Annotated in this window: 21 protein-coding genes and 1 riboswitch; of the genes, 6 read left to right on the top strand and 15 right to left on the bottom strand. The window is 40.7% G+C overall.

The window, feature by feature from the left end; all coding sequences use genetic code 11:
• Nucleotides 1-164: 164 nt before the first annotated feature.
• Together AC07YT_RS03645 and AC07YT_RS03640 are read right to left on the bottom strand one after the other, a co-directional pair.
• Nucleotides 165-1,805, bottom strand: a complete 1,641-nt coding sequence (locus AC07YT_RS03645; RefSeq protein WP_086548307.1) for a discoidin domain-containing protein — start codon at nucleotides 1,803-1,805, stop codon at nucleotides 165-167.
• An 800-nt stretch (nucleotides 1,806-2,605) separates the two neighbouring features.
• Nucleotides 2,606-2,944 (bottom strand): YegP family protein, encoded by a 339-nt coding sequence (locus tag AC07YT_RS03640; RefSeq protein WP_086548306.1) that lies wholly within the window; start codon nucleotides 2,942-2,944, stop codon nucleotides 2,606-2,608.
• A 1,025-nt stretch (nucleotides 2,945-3,969) separates the two neighbouring features.
• Between AC07YT_RS03640 and AC07YT_RS03635 the strand changes: the two genes are divergently transcribed.
• Together AC07YT_RS03635 and AC07YT_RS03630 are read left to right on the top strand one after the other, a co-directional pair.
• The gene (locus AC07YT_RS03635; RefSeq protein WP_494945171.1) at nucleotides 3,970-4,302 is read left to right on the top strand and encodes a hypothetical protein; all 333 of its coding nucleotides are present in this window, start codon (nucleotides 3,970-3,972) and stop codon (nucleotides 4,300-4,302) included.
• Between the two features lie 90 nt (nucleotides 4,303-4,392).
• Entirely contained in the window at nucleotides 4,393-5,667 is a 1,275-nt protein-coding gene (locus tag AC07YT_RS03630; protein ID WP_086548303.1) for a DNA cytosine methyltransferase, read from the top strand.
• A 32-nt stretch (nucleotides 5,668-5,699) separates the two neighbouring features.
• Here the strand turns inward: AC07YT_RS03630 and AC07YT_RS03625 are convergent, their stop codons facing one another.
• Nucleotides 5,700-6,776 carry an HpaII family restriction endonuclease gene (locus tag AC07YT_RS03625; protein WP_086548302.1) on the bottom strand — a complete coding sequence of 359 codons (1,077 nt, stop codon included), beginning with the start codon at nucleotides 6,774-6,776 and terminating at the stop codon, nucleotides 5,700-5,702.
• Nucleotides 6,777-6,979: 203 nt separating this feature from the next.
• Here AC07YT_RS03625 and AC07YT_RS03620 point away from each other — a divergent pair, with 203 nt between their 5' ends.
• Together AC07YT_RS03620 and AC07YT_RS03615 are read left to right on the top strand one after the other, a co-directional pair.
• The gene (locus tag AC07YT_RS03620) at nucleotides 6,980-7,183 is read left to right on the top strand and encodes a helix-turn-helix domain-containing protein (RefSeq protein WP_086548301.1); all 204 of its coding nucleotides are present in this window, start codon (nucleotides 6,980-6,982) and stop codon (nucleotides 7,181-7,183) included.
• A gap of 1 nt (nucleotide 7,184) precedes the next feature.
• Nucleotides 7,185-7,829 (top strand): HNH endonuclease, encoded by a 645-nt coding sequence (locus AC07YT_RS03615; RefSeq protein ID WP_494945170.1) that lies wholly within the window; start codon nucleotides 7,185-7,187, stop codon nucleotides 7,827-7,829.
• A gap of 50 nt (nucleotides 7,830-7,879) precedes the next feature.
• Here the strand turns inward: AC07YT_RS03615 and AC07YT_RS03610 are convergent, their stop codons facing one another.
• From AC07YT_RS03610 to thiS, 10 genes are all read right to left on the bottom strand, one after another.
• A complete protein-coding gene (locus AC07YT_RS03610) occupies nucleotides 7,880-8,383 on the bottom strand; it encodes a very short patch repair endonuclease (protein ID WP_086548299.1) in 504 nt (167 codons plus the stop codon).
• A 250-nt stretch (nucleotides 8,384-8,633) separates the two neighbouring features.
• Nucleotides 8,634-9,146: a thermonuclease family protein gene (locus AC07YT_RS03605; RefSeq protein ID WP_086548298.1), complete on the bottom strand. Its 513-nt coding sequence runs from the start codon at nucleotides 9,144-9,146 to the stop codon at nucleotides 8,634-8,636.
• 177 nt (nucleotides 9,147-9,323) lie between these two features.
• A complete protein-coding gene (locus AC07YT_RS03600) occupies nucleotides 9,324-9,875 on the bottom strand; it encodes a hypothetical protein (RefSeq protein WP_086548297.1) in 552 nt (183 codons plus the stop codon).
• 255 nt (nucleotides 9,876-10,130) lie between these two features.
• Nucleotides 10,131-11,171, bottom strand: coding sequence for a molybdopterin-synthase adenylyltransferase MoeB (gene moeB, locus AC07YT_RS03595; protein ID WP_494945169.1), 1,041 nt, complete (start codon nucleotides 11,169-11,171; stop codon nucleotides 10,131-10,133).
• On the bottom strand, nucleotides 11,168-12,286 hold the full coding sequence (thiH, locus tag AC07YT_RS03590) for a 2-iminoacetate synthase ThiH (protein ID WP_086548295.1): 1,119 nt from the start codon (nucleotides 12,284-12,286) through the stop codon (nucleotides 11,168-11,170). Before thiH ends, moeB begins: the two co-directional genes overlap by 4 nt.
• The gene (locus AC07YT_RS03585; RefSeq protein ID WP_086548294.1) at nucleotides 12,273-13,043 is read right to left on the bottom strand and encodes a thiazole synthase; all 771 of its coding nucleotides are present in this window, start codon (nucleotides 13,041-13,043) and stop codon (nucleotides 12,273-12,275) included. The genes thiH and AC07YT_RS03585 overlap by 14 nt, the downstream gene beginning before the upstream one ends.
• A 10-nt stretch (nucleotides 13,044-13,053) precedes the next feature.
• Nucleotides 13,054-13,692, bottom strand: coding sequence for a thiamine phosphate synthase (locus AC07YT_RS03580; RefSeq protein WP_086548293.1), 639 nt, complete (start codon nucleotides 13,690-13,692; stop codon nucleotides 13,054-13,056).
• The gene (locus AC07YT_RS03575) at nucleotides 13,689-14,303 is read right to left on the bottom strand and encodes a thiamine phosphate synthase (protein WP_086548292.1); all 615 of its coding nucleotides are present in this window, start codon (nucleotides 14,301-14,303) and stop codon (nucleotides 13,689-13,691) included. Before AC07YT_RS03575 ends, AC07YT_RS03580 begins: the two co-directional genes overlap by 4 nt.
• Before the next feature lie 5 nt (nucleotides 14,304-14,308).
• Nucleotides 14,309-16,192 (bottom strand): phosphomethylpyrimidine synthase ThiC, encoded by a 1,884-nt coding sequence (thiC, locus tag AC07YT_RS03570; protein ID WP_086548291.1) that lies wholly within the window; start codon nucleotides 16,190-16,192, stop codon nucleotides 14,309-14,311.
• Between the two features lie 88 nt (nucleotides 16,193-16,280).
• Entirely contained in the window at nucleotides 16,281-16,484 is a 204-nt protein-coding gene (gene thiS, locus AC07YT_RS03565) for a sulfur carrier protein ThiS (RefSeq protein WP_086548290.1), read from the bottom strand.
• Between the two features lie 60 nt (nucleotides 16,485-16,544).
• A riboswitch (TPP riboswitch) is annotated at nucleotides 16,545-16,633 on the bottom strand.
• Between the two features lie 935 nt (nucleotides 16,634-17,568).
• On the opposite strand from thiS, the gene AC07YT_RS03560 reads away from it, so the two are divergent.
• Nucleotides 17,569-18,870 carry a leucine-rich repeat-containing protein kinase family protein gene (locus AC07YT_RS03560; RefSeq protein WP_086548289.1) on the top strand — a complete coding sequence of 434 codons (1,302 nt, stop codon included), beginning with the start codon at nucleotides 17,569-17,571 and terminating at the stop codon, nucleotides 18,868-18,870.
• Nucleotides 18,871-19,364: 494 nt separating this feature from the next.
• On the opposite strand, the gene AC07YT_RS03555 is transcribed toward AC07YT_RS03560, so the two are convergent.
• Together AC07YT_RS03555 and AC07YT_RS03550 are read right to left on the bottom strand one after the other, a co-directional pair.
• Nucleotides 19,365-19,796 (bottom strand): DoxX family membrane protein, encoded by a 432-nt coding sequence (locus AC07YT_RS03555; protein ID WP_086548288.1) that lies wholly within the window; start codon nucleotides 19,794-19,796, stop codon nucleotides 19,365-19,367.
• Between the two features lie 109 nt (nucleotides 19,797-19,905).
• Entirely contained in the window at nucleotides 19,906-20,772 is an 867-nt protein-coding gene (locus tag AC07YT_RS03550) for an aldose 1-epimerase family protein (protein ID WP_086548287.1), read from the bottom strand.
• A gap of 154 nt (nucleotides 20,773-20,926) precedes the next feature.
• Between AC07YT_RS03550 and AC07YT_RS03545 the strand changes: the two genes are divergently transcribed.
• Nucleotides 20,927-21,256, top strand: coding sequence for a hypothetical protein (locus AC07YT_RS03545; protein WP_086548286.1), 330 nt, complete (start codon nucleotides 20,927-20,929; stop codon nucleotides 21,254-21,256).
• The last annotated feature ends 35 nt before the right edge of the window (nucleotides 21,257-21,291 follow it).

Raw genomic sequence — 21,291 nt, 5'->3', positions numbered from 1 at the left:
TCTGCATAAATATTGTTAGTGGCGTTGGGTCAGATTCTGTTATAGTATCCATAAATTTAAATAGTAGCGGCAAGTAATTTTATAAGAAGTTCCTTTTTAAAATACGTTAGCCCCCCATATATTTATGCGGGGCTAAACAATATCTCTTTTAAATCAAATCCTGATTAATTGTAAAGACCCAATTCGGCAATGGCGGCGTTTTGTGTGCCATCCCATGATGAGTTTGCAATTATTTTAAAGTACCTGAAAGTTTGCGGACTACTGAAGCTAAAGTATTGGGTGGTGGTTACATTTTGGGCCACATAATTCCCGCGGGAGGTAAAATTAACTCCATCGGTACTGGTGAGCAGTTCAAAATTTTTGATTGAGCGGTAAGCACCTGCACGGTGTAATAAACTGACGCCTTTAGCCGTTTTCGCAACACCTAAATCGATACTCACGTAGTGCGGATAGGTTCCTGTTGGGGTACCCGACCACTTGCTGTGCCAAAACGTTGCCGGATCGTTATCCAATACTTTTGCTGCGCTCTCTGAAGTGGTGTTTTGCTGCGTGCTAAAGCCTGCAATGGTCCATCCGCTTTTGCTTAACTCTGGTTTGGTGCCAAAATTGATTACCGGAATACCGCCCTGGAAAGTAAAGAAATAAATGGTTTCGGTAATGGTACCGTTGGTATGTACCGTTCTGATTTTAAATTCGTAGGGAATACCATCTGTTTTATATTTAAGCTCAGCAATTGGTATGGTGACGTTAAAACTATCGGTACCTATTGATGGCGTAGCCCAGGTAATGGCATTGTAATCCTTATTGGTTCCGGTTCCTTCGTTATTCACATTAGGATCTAAGAAATAGGTAAACTTACTTACCGTACCTGTACTGTTGTATTTTCCCGATACTTCTATATTGCCCGAAGTTGAATTGTAGCCCGCATAAATTTTGCTGATGTTTGTAGTCACCGCGCCATAGTAGGTACTGGCATCGTTGTTAAATACTTCACACCTGTCGAAAATAGCTGCGGTAGCATCGGTAATAAAGCAAGGACGAACTTCGAGGTAATAATTGCTCAAGGCCATAATCGGCTCTTTAAAGTTGGCTCCGGGCCAAATATTCTGCGATTCGTGTTGTTTATCGTGTGGTGCATTAAAGGCATGGCCTATTTCGTGCATCATACCACCCACCCATTTGGCAAAATTGTTTCTTCCACTGTTAATTACACCTTTTAACGCCATATCCATATACACGTTATCCATGGCGAAACAGTAGCGGCCAATGCCATAAAAGGGTTGTACACCTTCTAAAGGTTGCGGGCCTTCTACACTGTTATTGTCGTAACCAAAAGCAGGCACCAGAATCAATACGTGGTTACTGGTTTTTAAGCCGCTATGCGAAGCAAAGTAAGCCTCTATTTCTGTTTTGTAAGCGGTAGAATTGGTATTGTAACTGGCTTTAGGGTTGGCGCCTCTAATTAATACAATTTGTGTTTTCAGCGTGACCGGATCTTTAGATAAACCAAATGTTTTGTTGCCATATCCTGCGGCCTGCATCTGCTGGCCATACCACTCTTGCGCATAAGCCATTACATCTGGTAAACGCGTTTGCCAGCCGGCCACCGTATCGAGATCTGAAGGGATAAAATAAACCACGGCCAGGTTGCGGCTATGGGTAATAATGTTGGTGGCAGAGTAATCTGTAGTTTTAGGTTTAAGTGTTGTCGTCTCGTTTTCGATAGGTAATTGGGCTTTCTTACAGGATGACAGGTAAAGGCCAAGGCAGCTAATGCCCAGGAATAACAAGGATTTGTTTTTCATTATGATATAGGTGTTTAGTGTTTTGTTTGTTCCAGTTTGCACTACCCTGCAACGCCATCAATCTCTGTTCACAATGCCTTAAGCGGCCATATTTTATTTCTTCAGGATGCGATCACACAAAATTTAAATCAAAACGCTTGTGAAGATCAGCTCATGCTTTAAAATAATAATTGAAGTTAATTAGATCTATGGCCTGATGTTTACTATATCTTAACTTTGTATAACGCATTATTGCTCAATTTAAACCGGGTTGAAGCTAAATCCTTTGTTTTTGCCTTTTATGATGGCCAAATATTATTTGGTTTGCAAAACAGAGACTTTTATGGTGATTTTCTTACCATATAAGAAATATAAGGTCATTTAAGCTTCTTCTATGATTTGATGGTTTTAAGTTCATCATTCGCAACTGGAATGGATCAGGATTGCTCATTGAAGATAATCGTTTTATCCTGGTAGGTTTTTATCACATTAAGATGCCCACTCGCGTGGGAATAATGCCAGACTTTAGCAAGTCATGCTGAATGCGATTAAGAATCTTTATTTGAACAAGATTAGCCTTTGATTCATCACCTTTAGGCCCAAATACAAAAGCCCAAATATCTTTTACTTTACGTTTTTCGGGTCAGGTCTCTTTCTTTTTCATCAAAAGAAAGAGGCCTGTTTGATTAGGACAAATAGAACAGCCCAGCCAGCAGACACCTCCGCTGAAAGAGGTGAATTGCACTACAATGCTATATATTATGATATAGCCTGCTCATTTTTTATTTAAACAAATTGAGGCGGGTTAAAGCATCAGTTGGTTATGAAGTGATATTTTCGGTTGGGGCATCCGGTGCATCGCATTTAACCGCTTCAATGCCATTTTCCCGGTTTGCAGCTGTGGTATAGTTTCCGCTCCGGCCTATGATTTCGCCATTAGCGGCTTTTAAATTAAAGGTATAATTACCGGCAGCATCTTTTCGGATAAAGTGACGATCCTGCAACACATTCAGTCTTACACTGGTAATGCGACTCAAACAGTTTTGCCTGCTGGTGTAAACCTCGCTGCTTAAAATAATTTCACCGTTACCGGTTTTTAATCTATAGTAGTATTCTGAATTCTTCGAACTCTGGAAAACCTGAAACTTTGGGTTTTTCATCTGATTATTTTGACAGGCCAAAATATTGCGGCCACTCCTAATGGTATTGAACAGTTCCCGGGATGTTTATTGGTGGCGTTCGCTTATGGAGAACCCCTGCTCAGAATAATGAGACCAAGGTTAAAAGGAATACCCGCCACCCTGCAAGGGCAGCTGCCATGGGTATAAACCAGGTGTTTATGTCTGTTATCCGGGAATCTTAAAAATAGGGATGAATAAATAACAGGAGTTAATTTGTTCATCTATTGTGGATTTAATTCGTTAATCAGTGTTTAAAATGGTTATACCTAATATAGTGAATAGTGATGATTTTGAAAAATATTAGGTAACTAATTAAATTTTCATTTTTTCAAGACTGTATTTTTAGGCTCAAAAAGTAAAGTGTTTTAAACTTAAAGCAATATCTTTTGATTAATTTTCGACCCAAAATTTGCTATTTTAAACCAAAATAAATAGAAACTACGATAGATATAACCGCTAATGTAGCTGAAATCCATAAGGACAAAGTTGCTAATTTGATTGCTTTTTTAGTATCCAACCTAGCTTCTTCATTGGCTTCGTAGCTAAGGAGGTAGGCAAGTGCTTCCGGGCTTGATGTAATAGAATGTCCCTGTGCTATCCTCACCTGGTTTACCATCTAAATTTTGAAATGAATTCTTAAAAATATTAATTAATAAGGTTGTATTGGTATTAATTGATTTACCCTGGGTAAATTGAAGGTCATTAAAGCAAAAAAACCTTTAAGAAATTCAAACACAAATAATAACTTTGATCACATAAGTGTATCAAATAGCATGGAGGTTAATTTTTTGTTCGGGCAAAAGGATTGTGATAATTTTCTTCGGTGGTGCCTAAGTAAGAACTGTCAAATCGTACCTATAGTTCCCTATCAGCAGGAACGAGTAATTATAATAAAATCTGAAGATCAGTATGATAAACTGAATATTGTCTCGGATGGTTTTGCTATCCAGCATGTAGATTTTAGCACTAGTCCTTTGCAACTCAGACTAGTGGAGAGCCCTGTTATGAAAACATATCATATCCATCAGCGACACAGTGGCCCCTTTATAGATTTCTATACCCCACGTACCTCAGGAAAAATTGTAAACCCAGGAATAATGAGCATGTTTCCCTTCTATTATAACGGAACGGAAAAGATTTACCCAAATCGTGAATTTTTAAAGGCATTTAATCACTTCACTTACTATATACACAAACGTTCAGTAAAATATAAGCTGGATAAAAGGGTCATGTGGATTGGGCGTGAAACATTGTTAGATTATTCTCAAGGCAAAATCGAAATACCAAGCATTCCATTATTGGATATCCCCCGTTTGCTATCTTCGATTGGACAATAATCAATTTTTAGCATCTGAAAAAGTTTCCACATCGACTATTATTTTTGATGACGCCTGAGAAAATACGAAAAAAATTAGCAATTTGCAGCGATGAAACTGAAGCCAAAAAAGGAAGACACTGTAGAACAATTTGGAATTAAGGATTTTGTACATAATCTTGATAAGATCAATACTAAACGCCCTGGTAATGAAAGAGATGCTGTAATCACGCATTTCATTCAAAACTTAAATCACCAATCTGAACAAAGTTATCGTTCCGATGCCCTACGTTTTCTATCAGAGATGACGCCTAGTGATATCTTTAATCAGTTTAATATTGAAGAATTGGTTAAGCTTATTGCTAAAGAAATGAATAAGATTCCATTTCCAGCGCCGAAAAAACCAAAGTTTACTTTTATAGATCTATTTGCTGGTATTGGTGGTTTTCGACTCGCTATGCAAAATCTCGGCGGAAAATGCGTTTTTACTAGTGAATGGGATAAAAATGCAAAAATAACTTATCTACATAATTACGGTGAAGTTCCTTTCGGTGATATTACCGATCCTGAGATAAAGGCTTATATACCAAAAGAATTTGACGTTTTATGTGCTGGCTTCCCATGTCAGGCATTTTCTATTGCAGGAAAACGCGGCGGTTTTGAGGATACCAGGGGAACCCTATTTTTTGATGTAGCAGAAATCATCAGAACTAGAAAACCAAAAGCGATCTTTCTTGAGAATGTGAAGGGACTCAGAAATCACGATAAGGGCAAAACGCTTTCAACCATTCTCAATGTATTAAGAGAAGACCTTGGATATGAGGTGCCCGAGCCACAAATTATCAACGCTAAAGATTTTGGCGTACCACAAAATAGGGAGCGTATTTACATAGTCGGTTATAAAAAGGAGCATAAACATATTGATTTCAATTATCCAAAGCCAACAAATAATAAGGTGACTTTTGCTGATATCAAGGAGGAGGAAATTGTTCCGACCAAATATTATCTATCGAAACAATATCTCTCTACTCTTCATAGCCATAAGAATAGGCATGCTGAAAAAGGGAATGGATTTGGTTTTCAGATTATTGGAGACAATGAAATTTCAAATGCAATTGTTGTAGGTGGAATGGGAAGGGAACGGAATCTTGTATATGATCACAGAATCGTAGATTATACTGCAACGACTCATATAAGAGGTGAGGTAAACAGAGAGGGGATTAGAAAGATGACCCCAAAAGAATGGTCAAGATTACAAGGTTTCCCAAAATCATTTTTAATTAAAGTCTCTGACTCATCAGCATACAAGCAGTTTGGCAATTCCGTAGCTGTTCCTGCGATTCAAGCAACAGGAAAAGCCTTACTTGAAAGCCTTACTATTATATAGGTTTGGGTTTTAATACGAAGGCCAAGTTCTACTTAGACAAACCTTATCTGGAGGTTTAAATTGATGAAGTACTCACTACCTATCTGGTAGATAGTCCCAAACCCATGTCTACTGGTACTAGCAGTCTCCAGTTTTGTATTGGCAAGCAAATAATCTTCGAACAAATTCTTTTCAATGATATGGTAACATACTAACTCGCCATCACTTTTAACAATAATGTAACCTTCTGTAGAATTATACTGGCCACTCCATACTTTATTGGGCATCATTCCTAAAGCTACCTCTGAAAGAAACCGTTTAATCTTCATTCCATAAAATTTGTGGTTGTGTCTTTGATCAAAACCCAATGGATTAGCAGTTTCTAAATCTTGTGTCAAAACTGGCAATGATGATATGCCTTTTTCATTAAAAAGTTTCAAGGCATTTGCGAGGATTGATGGTAGAGAAGAGTCCACCATAATCAGGTTATTGTTAAAGATTGGGTTCTCACATTCCTTATATTCCAATGTTGATCCATGGGTTAGTATCTCATTTACTCTATCCCTAATTTTATTTCGAGTAGTGATTGCATTGATCCTTCTCATGTCTGATGGAGTCATGATCGGACCATTTATCTTAAAAACGAAATTTGTAGTGTGACCTGCATTAAGCAAAGTAGATGCACCGCCCAATTTAGATTTGATACTAAATCCCAGAATTCGCTGAAGATTTGTTCGCGAATCATGTACCTGTATAACAATATCTGCTTTTAGGCTTGAATCAGCTTTTATCTGAGTACCACCGATCGAATTGAGAAAATTTTCTGCCCTTGGAACAGAAAATGTAGCGCTCGAAGTCTTTATAGCGTTCAGGAGGCTAGCTGCCTCTGCCTGAAATACCGCATATTTCACTAATTTTGGTGATGGTCCATTCTTATCGACAATTACATGCATTGGCGTTAGTGTATAAGTTTTGTCTACTCCACCCTCTTTTCTTTGCACTTCTACAATGGGATAGAAGTGACCGGCCCTAATATTTAGATTTGCATCACCAGGAAATAGGAGCTTATCTGCTAGAACCTTAAAAAAAACATATAATTCACTCCACTCACCTTTATTTCCTTTTTTCATTATGCTTATCGGCTACAAATATTATTTTAAAGTTTAAAAATATACTTTATTTATGGTTTTTTCTATTCTAAATCCCGTTTAACTCATCTTGGCCCTTAAGATCATTTTTATGAATTCAGTTGATGGTTTAACGATCTACTCCGCAATATATAAAGTAGACAATAGTCCGTTGTTCACGTGTCTACATTTCCACAAATTTGAAGGTGGATATCAAAATCAAATTTGGAAATAAGATAAAAGCCTTACGAGAAGCTAAAGGATTGTCCCAAGAGGCTTTTGCAAACTTAGCAAACATTGACAGAACTTATTTGCCTGGTATTGAAAAGGGAAAACGTAATGTATCCATCACTGTTATTCAGAAGCTTGCAATAGCGCTCAATGTTAGCCCTGGAAGTCTTTTCGATTAATATGAGTGTTAAAACAAACCTAATTTCTTATTTCCTTAAGCATTTGGGCAAAGCCCTGACGCGGGATGAATTAGCGGAGGTTGCTCAAAGTCACTCTTGGCAAAGGGTAGTTAGAACGCTCAGGCAAGATGGTTGGGATATTAAAACCTTATCTAAGGGGTATCGTCTCGATTCCCCAATTCAGTTATTAAGTGAGAAATCTAGGGTAACTATTTCAGAAAAACTCCGCTATCAGATTATACATCGAGACCTTTCGACTTGTCAACGTTGTGGCAGAACCATTAAGGATGGCATAACCCTACAGGTAGATCACAAAATTCCCGTTGATTGGGGTGGTACAAACGATCCAGATAATCTTTGGACGTTATGCGACCTTTGTAATCGTGGAAAAAAACATTTCTTTAGTGACTATAACAGTGGGCAGATGAAGACTTTGATGGCTGAGCCATCCGCGGGTAAACGTTTGAGAATTTTTTTTGAACTTAACCCAAATATTGAAATTCCGCCTTACAAACTAGATATTATTTCTCAGCTGCGCGACTGGACAAGACGAATCAGAAAAATTAGGAAAGAGAATAAAATGAATATAATATGGTTAAGAAAAACAGCATTGCATCCAAATGGTGCCTATATATATAGGCCTTAAAGTGACAAAAATTATGTAGCAAGTAGTAATCATGCCTAAGTTTTTAATATTTACATAAGTGAAGGAATTGAGCTTGTTTTAGCAGTTTCTACATATAAACAAATTTGATTAATACACTTTTTGAGTTCTTTTTTAATCTGGTGATCCCAAAACCTCATAACAGTATAACCAGCATCTTCCAGATCCTTACTATTTTTAACATCTCTTAGCATATTGCTTTCGATCTTTGGAATCCAAAAATCCATATTACTTTTGATTTCTGCTTTTTTCTGTTCCCATTTGTACCCATGCCAGAAACTCCCATCAACAAATATGGCCAAACGATATTTATTGATCACAATATCCGGTTTGCCAGGCATATTTTTTACGTGTATTCGAAAACGTAGCCCTTTTGCCCATAGTGCTTTTCTTAATAACACTTCTGCTTTAGTATTTTTGCTTTTAATATTGGCCATTCTTTTACTACGCTCTATGGTAGTATAGAAACCTGCGGCCTCTTCAAAGCGAGGTACTTTAATGACATCTTTATCTTCCGGATATTTTTTGGTAGCCATATGGTAAAAACAATCCACAGGCAGTTTAGTTCTGAAGAGCGTTTATTCTATGTTCGCAAATCATGGCATCTCAATTTATTCAGAAGACTGCGTTGGCCTAATCAATCTGTATCTTATCCCAAAGATTTTCAAGATCAAGTTTTTGGCGTGATTATAATCATGATAATCTCTTCCTGATTTTGTAGGTTTAAACTGGGCTTTCAAGAGAGTCAGCATTGAGATTGACTAATATGTAGATTATGTTTGTATTCTATTTTGTCAAAGCATGCTTTGTTTCCCGCCAGGCCCAGGGCGCTACGGCATCTGCTTCCTGCCATAAGCCTACCTTATTTTTCCTGGCGGTGATTTCCAGCTGCGCATAAAGCAAATCATTCGAGTATTTTTTATAATGCCAGGCCATACCTTTCTTGATCATTTCCTGGTTCACCACTTGTTTTTTAGCGTTGATAATCACAGCAATTAACCTTTTGTAGCGGTCGTATTTTTGGCCTTGTACGTTCACCATTTGCCCGAAACATAAATCGGATAAGGCTTTTTTAGCATTGTTACCAAAAGGTTGTGATCCACGTTTTTCAGGGCAATCGATATGCGCCAAACGGATTTTGATGGGCTGGTTGTGGTATAAGACCTCCATGGTGTCGCCATCCATGATGCGGATGACTTTGGCGGTAAAGGTTTTTAAAACGATTTGTTGTGCAGCTTCATGGCTACTGCTTATCAATAATAACGAGAGGAGTAAAATCCATCTGCTTAGACACTTCATCAATATATTCTTGTAATTTCTGCGCTGCGAATGTACGCAATCTTGTTGTCGTTTTTGGTCCAGGCGCAATAGCCGAACAATAAGTTTAACTTATTATTGCCCGATAAGGGGTATGTAGCGGCTATTAGTGGTTTAACCCAAATGGATCACACCTGGGTTAAACCATCGCTTATATTTTTATTGTCCCCAGTTTACCTGGATGTTGTTTTGTTGGGCATAGGCTTTGCCTTTTTCCATTAGGGTATTAAAGTTTTGTTCAAAGCGGGCGCCATATTTCTGGTCGATGCTGTTGATGATTTCATCTTTAGCACTTTGGCTGCCTTTGCTGTCGCAGAGTTTGGCGTAAGCCAGGTATTCGTTTTTGTAAACGGGGATGACCAGTTCGTATAATTGCTGAGAAAGGGCTTTAATTTCTTTTTCTTCATCGCCGGAAGCGGAGAGCTTTTTTACCTTTTCGAGCGATTGCTCCAGGTATAAAATTTTATTATTGATGGTGGTGGTGGCTTCGTTGCCTTTCTTTTTACTGGATGGGATATCAGGATATTCTTTGGTTTCGTCGTTAATATGCCGGGCCAGGTCGGCGCTGGCAAAATCGTTAATCATGTTGGTATTGAGAATGGCAATATCGAAAAAACGTTCTGGTGTTTCGGAACAGGCGGAGCAGAAAAGGGTAAACAGGATTAAAATAGTAGCTAATGGTTTTAGGGATAGGGCTGGTAATTTGTTCATGATCTAAATAGGGTGTCTTTTTAAAATTAAGTTTGGGAAGGAGCAAAGATTGAGCCGATTTTGAGTCGGGAATCAGCAGTCCAAAGATCTCTCCCCGCCTGTACGGGCAGGCACTCCGCGTGGCTTCGGTCGAGATGACGATCTTTCTATAAAAAAAAAATACACCTGGCTTTGCACCTTTCTCTCTGTGCCCTTTGCGGTTAGAAAAATGGAAGATGTAAATGGTCAAGCGTTTGGCGTGGAGCGATTAGCGTGTTATTGCCCATTTTTTAAGCTATACACCTCTCCCTGGTAAAGCCCAGTCAATAACTGCACGGCCATTTTGCTTCTTTGCCCGGTTTGGCAGTAAAAAACTACGTTTTTGTTCTTTGGGATCGCGGCAAGCGACTCCGTTAGTTCATACAGGGGAAGGTTGATGCCCCCAATATTGTCCTCTTCATGTTCGTAACTTTCGCGTACATCAATTAAAAAAACATCATCGGCTTGGGTTTCCAGCCAGTTATTTAAGGTGGTTTTATTGATTTCTGGTATAGCTTTATCGTTTTTTGTGGCTGCTGGTTTTGCGGGATCAGCTGATTTTTCGGCTGCAATTTTAAATACCAGTACGGTATTGTTCAACGCATTAATGGTCATGAGTTTACCGGAAAGGGTTTCGCCAATACCACAAATTAATTTCAGGGCTTCGTTGGCCATGTACAAACCCACTATGCCGGGTAAAATACCAATTACCCCTCCTTCTGCGCAGTTCAGGTTTTCAGTGGGTGGTGTCGGATAGAGGTCTCTATAGTTTGCACTACCCTGGTAGTTAAATACGGCTACCTGTCCTTCAAATTGTAAAATAGAGCCGAACAAGAGTATTTTTCCTAAAGCCACACAGGTATCGTTTACGAGATAGCGGGTACTAAAGTTATCAGAACAATCGATTATCAGATCGTAATCCCGACAGATCTTGGCGGCGCTTGCTGCGGTAAAACGTTCATGATAAACCTTAAGGCGAATATTTGGATTAAGCACCGCCAGTTTCTCAGCCGCTACCTTTGCCTTCGGCTGACCAATGTCGGTATGGTTATAAAGGATTTGCCGGTGCAGATTGCTCAGTTCCACTACATCGTCATCTATAATGCCGATTTCGCCCACTCCCGCTGCTGCCAGGTATTGCAAAATGGGGCAGCCTAGACCACCCGCACCAATGACGAGTACCTTAGCGGCCTTTAGCTTTTCCTGTCCTGCCAAACCCAGTTCAGGCAAGATCATTTGCCGGTTGTAACGGCTCAGTTCTTCTTTTACTAACATCATTTGCTAATTAAACTCCTGTCCCAATCTTTCCAGATCGGTTCGTAACCCTGTTTTCTGATCATGGCAGCAATTTCCTGTGCAGAGCGCTCGTCAGATATTTCGAACTGTTCTAAGGATTGTGGTTCTACTTGGTAACCACCGGGATTGGTTTTAGAACCCGCACTGATGGCGGTAATACCCAGCTTAATCACCTGGTTCCGGAAGGCCATGGTTTCGCGGGTAGAGATGGACAATTCTACTTCGCTGTTAAATAAACGATAAGCACAAATCAGCTGCACCAGCTCTTTGTCGTTCATCACCACTTTAGGTTCTAAACCACCGCTGAAGGGACGTAACCTGGGGAACGAGATGCTGAATTTACTTTGCCAATACTGTTTTTCGAGGTAAGATAGATGCAGGGCCGTAAAAAATGAATCTGTTCGCCAGTCTTCCAGTCCGATTAAAACACCAAGTCCCATTTTATGGATACCGGCCTGCCCTAAACGGTCGGGGGTTTCCAAACGGTATAAAAAGTTAGCTTTTTTGCCTTTAGGATGATGTTTGCGGTAATCGTCCTGGTGATAGGTTTCCTGGTAAACGAGTACCGTATTTAAACCGTGCGGAATAAGTGTTTCATAATCTGCTACATCCAAAGGCTGTACCTCCATCGATATATGGGCAAAATGTGGACTGATCAGGTCTAATACTTTTTTAAAATAATCGGTATGCACACTTTGGTTAGCCTCGCCGGTAACGAGTAAAACATGGTCGTAACCCATGCCTTTAATCACGGCCACTTCCTGCATAATTTCCATCGGGTTAAGGGTGCGCCGCCGTACTTTATTATCGTAACTGAAACCACAATAGGTACAAATGTTGTTGCACTCGTTGGAAAGGTAAAGCGGAATATACATCTGGATTACCCGGCCAAAACGATCTAAGGTTAAGCGCTGACTTATCTGTGCCATATCTTCGAGATAAGGCAAAGCCGCAGGCGAAGTCAATGCCTTAAAATCTTCGAGGCTGCGCTGGCTACTGCCGAGCGCCCTTTCTACGTCGGCTGCTGTTTTATCGTAAATGCTGGCTTTGGTATCATCCCAGCTATAGGATTCGAATACCTCGTTAAAACTGTTCATCAAGAAATGCGGTTAGTGGACTGCTGGCTGCAGCGTAATGTTGCTGGCTACCCAGTTTAGATTCGAAGGCCATTCTGCCAGCTTCTACAGCCAGTTTAAAGGCAGTGGCCATATCAGTTGGGTTTTTGGCGATGGCAATTGCGGTATTCACCAAAACGGCATCGGCACCAATTTCCATGGCTTTGGCCGCGTCAGATGGTGCACCTATACCGGCATCGATAATAACCGGAACCCTGCTCTGGCTGATAATAATTTCTAAAAAATCGATGGTTTTTAATCCTTTGTTACTGCCGATGGGCGAACCTAAAGGCATCACCGCTGCGGTACCTACATCTTCTAAACGTTTACATAAAACCGGGTCGGCATGGATATAAGGCAACACCACAAATCCGAGTTTGACCAGTTCTTCTGTTGCCTTTAGCGTTTCGATCGGGTCAGGCATCAGGTATTTAGGATCGGGGTGGATTTCTAACTTAATCCAGTTGGTCTCAAGGGCTTCGCGTGCCAGCTGTGCAGCAAAAACAGCTTCTTTGGCATTACGAACACCCGAAGTATTGGGCAATAAATTAATATGTGGATGTTTAAGGTGCTGCAGGATATCGTCGTCCTTGCCTTTTAAATCGACACGTTTAAGGGCCACGGTAATCAGTTCAGAGGCCGAAGCAATTAATGCGCTTTCCATTTCCCTGGCCGAACTAAATTTTCCTGTTCCGGTAAAGAGGCGCGAGCTAAAGGTTTGATTTGCAATTGTTAACATAGCTGTTGTTTTAAAGCGAATGCACGGTGAATTTGCTGTTAATTTCGGCTAATACTGCCGAAGTTTGGATTTGGTTGGTGAGTGCTGCCGATACCGCAACACCATAAATACCGGTTTCGAGTATGGCAGGAATATCTTCGGCTTCGATACCGCCTATGGCAATAATCGGGGTGCTGATACCGGCCTTTCTTACTCTTTCCATTAATTTATGGTAACCTTCCAGCCCTACGATGGGGCTCAGGTTTTCTTTGGTTCTGGTAAAACGGAAAGGGCCAAGTCCAATGTAATCGGCACCTTCGGCTACCCGTTGTAAAATGTGTTCGAAGGTATTGGCTGTACCACCAATAATTTGTGTCGGGTTGATGATTTTCCGGGCTTCGGCAATGGGCATATCCTGTAAACCCAGGTGTACGCCATAACTGCCTACGGCTTTAGCGAGGTGTGGAAAATCGTTTATAATGAGTTTGGCGCCATATTTTTCGCACAGGGCTTGTGCTGCTTTTGCAAAGGGCAGTATTTCGCTTTCGGCCTGGTTTTTAATGCGGAGCTGAATCCATTTTCCGCCAGCCTGAAGTACGGCTTCAATGGCATCTAAGTGGTTGCCGGTTCGGGGTGCCTGCGAAATATATTGTAAGGGTTGAATGATCATGATGTTTTTAAAGGTTTTTGTGGGTGCACCAGGCAATGTTGCTGTGCTTTTTTAAAATTGGTTAAGGCTTGTGCCGGATCGTTCCAGATACAGCCCAATAAGGCCAGGCCATCGAAATTCATTTCTTTTACCTGATCAATCTGGTTTAAACCAATGCCACCAAGGGCGATTATTTTTGGCTGGGTATCAGTCTTCTTCAATCGAAAACCCGGAGGGATAATTCCTTTATAACCAGGTTTGGAAAAGCTGTTGAACACCGGGCTAAAAAAGCTGTAATGGTATGACGCGATCTGATCGAGATCTATTAACTGGTGGATGGATGTGCTGAATACCTTGTTTTTGGCTAATTCTTCAATTTGAAGACTTTTTCTGAAACTTTCGGTATGGTGGATTCTTTTCATGTTATAATCGCTGGCCAATGTATGGAAATGGTGTAAAGCAATACGGGGATGATATTCGGGTAAAATCCCTTCAATAATTCTCCTGTAGTCAGCTTCACTGGCATTTTCCTTACGCAAATGGAACACCTGTAAACCGGCTTCGAAAAGCTGGTTTACAAGATGACATTCTTCCTTAAAAAGGCTTGGCCTAGCAATTACAATCAGTTCCATTTGGCTTAAGAATAAATTTCGCTTCCTTTTTGGGTAAACTCTTTCGATTTTTCCTGCATGCCCTGCGCCAAAGCCTCTTCTGCTGCTACGCCTTGTTTTGCCGCATATTCGCGCACATCCTGTGTAATTTTCATGGAACAGAAATTCGGACCGCACATCGAACAGAAGTGTGCAATCTTAGCACCTTCGGCAGGTAAAGTTTCATCATGAAACTCTTTTGCGGTATCTGGATCGAGGGAGAGGTTAAATTGATCTTCCCATCTAAACTCGAACCGTGCCTTACTTAAAGCATTATCGCGGTATTGCGCACCTGGGTGACCTTTAGCTAAATCGGCCGCATGGGCAGCAATTTTATAGGTAATTACGCCATCTTTAACATCCTTTTTGTTGGGCAGTCCTAAGTGTTCTTTCGGGGTTACATAACAGAGCATGGCTGTGCCAAACCAGCCGATCATGGCAGCGCCAATGGCTGAGGTAATGTGGTCGTAACCAGGCGCAATATCAATCGTTAGCGGACCTAAAGTGTAAAAAGGCGCTTCGCCGCAATGTTCGAGTTGTTTTTCCATATTGGCCTTAATCAGGTGCATGGGTACATGCCCGGGGCCCTCTATAATCGTTTGGACATCGTGTTTCCAGGCGATTTTGGTGAGTTCGCCAAGGGTTTCGAGCTCCGAAAACTGTGCGGCATCATTGGCATCGGCAATACAGCCAGGTCTTAAGCCATCACCTAATGAAAAGGCGACATCGTATGCTTTCATAATTTCGCAGATTTCCTCAAAATGGGTATACAGGAAATTTTCTTTGTGATGAGCCAGGCACCATTTGGCCATAATCGATCCGCCCCGCGAAACAATACCAGTAATCCTTTTAGCGGTTAAAGGCACATAACGGAGCAGTACGCCGGCATGGATGGTAAAATAATCTACGCCTTGTTCGGCTTGCTCAATTAAAGTATCGCGGAAAATTTCCCAGGTCAGGTCTTCGGCTTTTCCATTTACTTTTTCCAAAGCCTGATAAATCGGAACAGTACCGATGGGCACGGGTGAATTGCGGATAATCCATTCGCGGGTTTCGTGGATATTCTTTCCGGTTGATAAATCCATAATGGTATCGGCTCCCCAGCGGCAGGCCCACACGGCTTTTTCTACTTCTTCTTCGATGGTGGAAGTAACAGCTGAATTGCCAATATTGGCATTAATTTTCACCAGAAAGTTTCGGCCAATAATCATCGGCTCAAGCTCGGGGTGGTTGATGTTGCAGGGAATTACGGCACGGCCAGCGGCTACCTCTGCCCTTACGAATTCGGGAGTGATGTAACCTTTCGGGGTATTTGCACCGAAGCTATTGCCCTGGTGCTGGTGGTTCATTACCTCGTGCTGTTCGCCCAGTTGTGCATTAAGCAATTCAATCTGTTGGTTTTCCCTGATGGCTATATACTCCATTTCAGCCGTAATGATTCCTTTTCTGGCATAATGCATTTGCGACACATTGGCGCCAGCCTGTGCTTTATAGGGTTTGTTGATGAAATTAAAGCGTAAAGCATCAAGTTTTTCATCGGCCAGGCGCTGTTGTCCGTAAGCTGAAGATAGTTCAGCGAGTTCTTCTATATCCAGTCGGTCTTTAATCCATTGCTCCCTGATGCGTGGCAAGCCTTTTTTTACATCAATAACCGCATTAGGATCGGTATAGGGTCCGCTGGTATCGTAAACGGTTACAGGCGGATTGGGTTCGGTTAAACCAAAGCCATTGTGGATTTTGGTTTCGGTTAAACTGATCTCGCGCATGGCCACTTGTATATCGTGGATTTTTCCGGGTACAAATATCTTACGTGAGGCCGGAAAAGGGCTGCGGCTGATGACTTCCTGATTTGGGGTTTTTTCTTGTTTCATATATGGGTAGGTTCGATTATTGAGTAATTGAATGAAGGAATGATTGAATGGATTGTGAAATGCGCATTCACTCCCGCTCTCTTCAACATTATCCGCCCTGCGTGGCTTTAATGATGATGACCTGGTCGCCTGGATTTAGCAGATACCTGTCCCAATCAGATTTGGAAATGATGGTTTGGTTTACGGCTATGGCAAGGCCATTGGTTTCTGAAAAGAGCACCAAAGCAAGCATCTGTGCGATGGAACAGGCTTCGTTAAGGAGATGGTTTTGATTGTTTATAGTTACTTCCATATTAAAAAAATTGGAAAAACTATAGAGATTGCCCCGTAACGGGGTCGAAAAGACAGCAATGGTATTGCTTTCACTTTTCCCTTCGGCAGTACTAACTGCATCAGGTTCAAAGGGTATTTCTCAGCACGTAGGCACCCCTAAAGTTTTTTGTAAATATATAGGATTAAATTTCTATTGCAAATAAAAATTTATATAGATAAAATCTATATGAGGTTGAGTCTAATATAGAAGCATACATTCGATGTGCGTAAAGTTCAGTTCATTACCATAAAGGAATGTAAGAAATATAAGGGCCTTGAGCTTATATGCCATGTTTTTAACCGCAAAGAACACAGAGATAGCCACAAAGATTGTAGCGCTAGGCGTAAAAAATGAAGTTTTAACCATATAAGGAATGTAAGAAAATCTAAGACCATTGAGCTAATATGATCCTTCTATGTCTTATATGCTTCAATTAAAGATTATTGGGCATGCGTGGGATGATAAGACGTTTATTGACTCCTGACTCTGGACTCCCGACTTCGGACTAAACTCCATCATCCATCTTACGTTTTCCATCATACAAGATTCTTCGACTCCGCTCAGGATGACGATCGCTGGACGCAAAGTTCATTACCATATAAGGAATATAAGAAAATATAAGACCCATGAGCTTATATGCCCCTTCTATGGCTTATATAGTTCAATTAAAGGTTCTTGGACATGCGAGGGATGACAAGACGTTTATTGACTCCTGACTCTGGACTCCCGACTTCGGACTAAACTCCATCATCCATCTTACATTTTCCATCATACAAGATCCTTCGACTCCGCTCAGGATGACAATTGCTGGACGCAAAGTTCTTTACCATATAAGGAATATAAGACCCATGAGCTTATATGCCACCTCTATGTCTTATATGGTTCAATTAAAGGTTCTTGGACATGCGTGGGATGACAATCGCTGAGCATAGACGTTTATTGACTCCTGACTTCAGACTCCCGACTTCGGACTAAACACCATCATCCATCCTACATTTTCCATCATCAAAGACTCTCCACTCCAAATTAAACTCCCTATCTTCGTTGCCTTAAACCAGAATACATGCAAAGCCTGTTAGCATTACAAAGCGGAAAACTTAAAGGAGCGGTATCGTTAAAACTTTCAGAAGATCTTCGTTCTTTCCCTGAAGAAATATTCGATCTGGCTGAAACACTCGAGGTACTCGATCTTTCTTTTAACAAGCTAAGTACGCTGCCAGCTGATTTTGGACGTTTAAAGAAACTGAAGATTTTCTTCTGTTCTGAAAATCTTTTTACGGTGATGCCTGAGGTACTCGCCGATTGCCCCTTGCTGGATATCGTCGGATTTAAATCTAACCAGATTAAAACGGTGCCATCAAAATCGCTCAATCCCAATCTTCGCTGGCTGATTTTAACAAATAACAATATTGCCGAATTACCAAAAGAGATCGGGCTGTGTACGCGCATGCAAAAGCTAATGTTGTCGGGTAATCTTTTAACTGCCTTGCCAGAAGAATTAAGCCACTGCCAAAATTTATCGTTATTGCGTATAGCCGCTAATAAACTGCATGCACTGCCACAATGGATAGCCGCCATGCCTAAACTATCATGGATTGCTTTTTCCGGAAACAACTTTAGTAAAACACCAGCTGTGGAAGCGCTCTCGCTAGTTAACTGGCACGATTTGGAGATTAACCATTTATTGGGTGAAGGTGCTTCGGGTGTTATTTCGAAAGCAAATAGGACTATTGGTGATGAAACGCAGGAGGTAGCGGTTAAAATATTTAAGGGCAATGTAACCAGTGATGGTTTGCCAGAAGATGAGATGACAGCCTATATTGCTGCCGGGTATCATCCTGGTTTGGTTAATTTAATCGGGCAGATTGCCCTGCATCCGGAAGATAAAAAAGGTCTGGTGATGGACCTCATCCCGCATCATTTTTATAATCTGGGCAATCCACCAAGTTTAGCAAGCTGTACCAGGGATGTTTTTCCGGCAGGTATGCAGTTGTCAGAAAAACAATTGTTGGGTATTGCCAAAACCATCGCCTCGTTAGCTGCGCAATTACACGAGGCGGGAATTATGCATGGCGATTTATATGCACACAATACTTTGATTGATGATGAAGGCAGTACTTTGTTCGGTGATTTCGGTGCTGCAAGTTTTTACGATCAGACTGATATTACACTGGCCCATGCGTTGGAGCGCATAGAAGTGAGTGCTTACGGTTACCTGCTGGATGATTTACTTTCTTTAAAAAACGAAGCGGTAAGCAGCACCTGTTTCAATACGTTGAGTGCGTTACGGGATGCCTGTTTAGCTCCATCGCCATTAAACAGGCCTGGTTTTCAGGATTTGGTTGAGGCCCTGGCTGATATTTAACCTGAGTTTTGGGTCTTAATTTCGTTGGGAAATTAACAGCATTTCTTTTGTTCAGGCTTATTTGTTGCCATAACACAGATCATTTATGTGAAAAAGAATGATTTTAAACATACTAAAATGTTTTATTCATTCTATAGCGGCTTTTTAGGTAAGCGGCTCCTTTACAGATGAATAAAACTGAACGGAAATAAATCCTTAATCTTTTTCATATTTGTATCAGGGTATTAAACACTTTATTTGGATTAATTCTCAATCGTCCCAAAATAATTTTAGATTTGAATGAACACGTCCTCTTTTAGGACGTGTTTTTTTTGCAAAAAAAAGCCTTTCATTGCTGAAAGGCTTCGCGTTTTAATCTAAATCGTCCCGTTGATTTAATTTTAACATGATAAATATAGTTATCAACATGTTAACATCAAATTAAAAGGTAAAAATACCCCTTTCTGGGTAGTGGTTTTCACTACAAGGCGATAACAAAATTTTAATGTGGATAATTATTTACCTGCATCTATACTCCATTTATAAGTGGGCAGTGTGGTCAGCAACAGGCTGGAGGCGCTTACAACAAAAACAGAATAATTAAACGGAGCCCTGTAATTGGCAAAGATGAGCATGGAGAGGGCAAAGGCTAGTGTGAGCAAAAAACTACCGATAGCGGCCAGCTTAATTTTGTAACCCACGATAAGCAATATCGCAAAAATTAACTCGCCGGCTGTGGCCAGAATAGCCATTACGTTCGCTGCAGGCCTCGCTAAAAAGGGCATTAAGGAGTTGGTGTAATCTAAAAAGGCCGACCAATCGCCCCAGCCAACAGTTGGCGAGCCTGGTGCGCCCAGCCAGCCAAAGCGGTCCATAACAGGAAGTATAAAACCAATACCCAAAGCGAGGCGAAGAAATAATTGAGGGAAATGTGCGCTGTTTTTCATTTTGCTGGATAATTATTTAAACGGCAAATTAATACCTGCGGCGCACAATTTTCTTAAACTAGATTAAGAAATGAAGCTTGTTTCGCTACTTTTCCTTACGCTAATCCACCTAAAAACACTCTACTTCCCAAAACCGCGACCAGTTTTCGCCGGCATCAAGTTTTATCATACCCTCTTTGTGTGTTAATTCCTGATCGTGGTGAACGCCATCGGCCACTCCGCACCAGGGTTCTAAACAAACAAAAGGGGCATCGGTGGCAGCCCATATACCGAAGAAAGGAAATTCTTCGAAATGAAAATGCAGGCCATAATCGTTTTTATTGTTGAGCAAACTAATGCAATTGCTCTGTAGGGTTTTAAAAACCAGTGCATCATTATAAAACAAGTCGTGCTTAAGGTTTAACCTGTGGCCACCGAGTTCAATGAGCTCCGTTTCATCGGCCACTAAGCCATCTTCGAGTTTCCAGAAAGTTAGTTTCTCGTCGGCATTAAAGGCCAGGTAATAATCTTCGTAAACAGTATTGGGTGTATTGGGTACTGCAAATGCCGGATGTGCACCAATGGAGAATAAAAGCTCGGCAGTACCTGTATTTTTTACCTCGTAGGTTAAGTTCAGCTTTCTATCTATTAACTGATAGCGTAGTTTCAACTCAAAATAAAAGGGATATACTTTTAAGGTATCTTCGTTTTGAGTTAATGTAAAGATAGCTTCAGTTTCACTTATTTTTTCGAAATTAAAAACATGATCGCGGGCAAAACCATGGCGAGGGAGCTCGTAACTTTTACCCTGGTAAGTAAAATGGTTGTTTTTTAATGAGCCAACAATAGGAAATAAAACCGGACTGTATTTTGCCCAATATTTAGGATTGGCATTCCATAAATATTCCAGCCGGGTTTCTTTACTAAATAAGCCTTGAAGTTCTGCGCCTTTAGCAGCCAGGCTAACTTTTATATAGTCGTTCTCGAGAGTTATCATTACAAGCTAAAAGTAACAAAAAGATGTACTTTAAAAATATCTTTTTTATTAATTTTGATCACTGCTTAAAGCTTAAGCTCATGAAAAAGCTTAATGCACTGTTTATTTTATTACCCGCGCATTTACTTTCGCTCAAAAACAAAATCAGAAACCTATGGCGATAGATTTAACAAAATTATCAAATGCAAAAGTAAAGGCCGCTATTACCGCTTTGCAAAAAGGTGATGAAAAAACATGGTTTCCTTTATTTGCGACGGATGTTGCCTTTTACGACGACGGGAACCAGATGAAATTTAATAATTTCTTTAAAAAAGCACTCGGACATGAGCGTTTTACCTGTATAGATAAAGTTGAAAACAACGGAATGGAGGTCTATGGCGATTTCCACTCCGACCAATGGGGCGATTTTAAAACCTATTTTAAGTTTCAGCTGAACAAGGAAGGAAAAATAGCACGGCTGGATATTGGGCAGGCTGCTTATTAGTCTTTAGTCCTGAGTCTAATCATCGAATGATAAGG

It is taken from the genome of Pedobacter sp. GW460-11-11-14-TSB4 (genome assembly GCF_059423705.1).
This window is presented reverse-complemented; position numbering and strand designations above follow the sequence as displayed.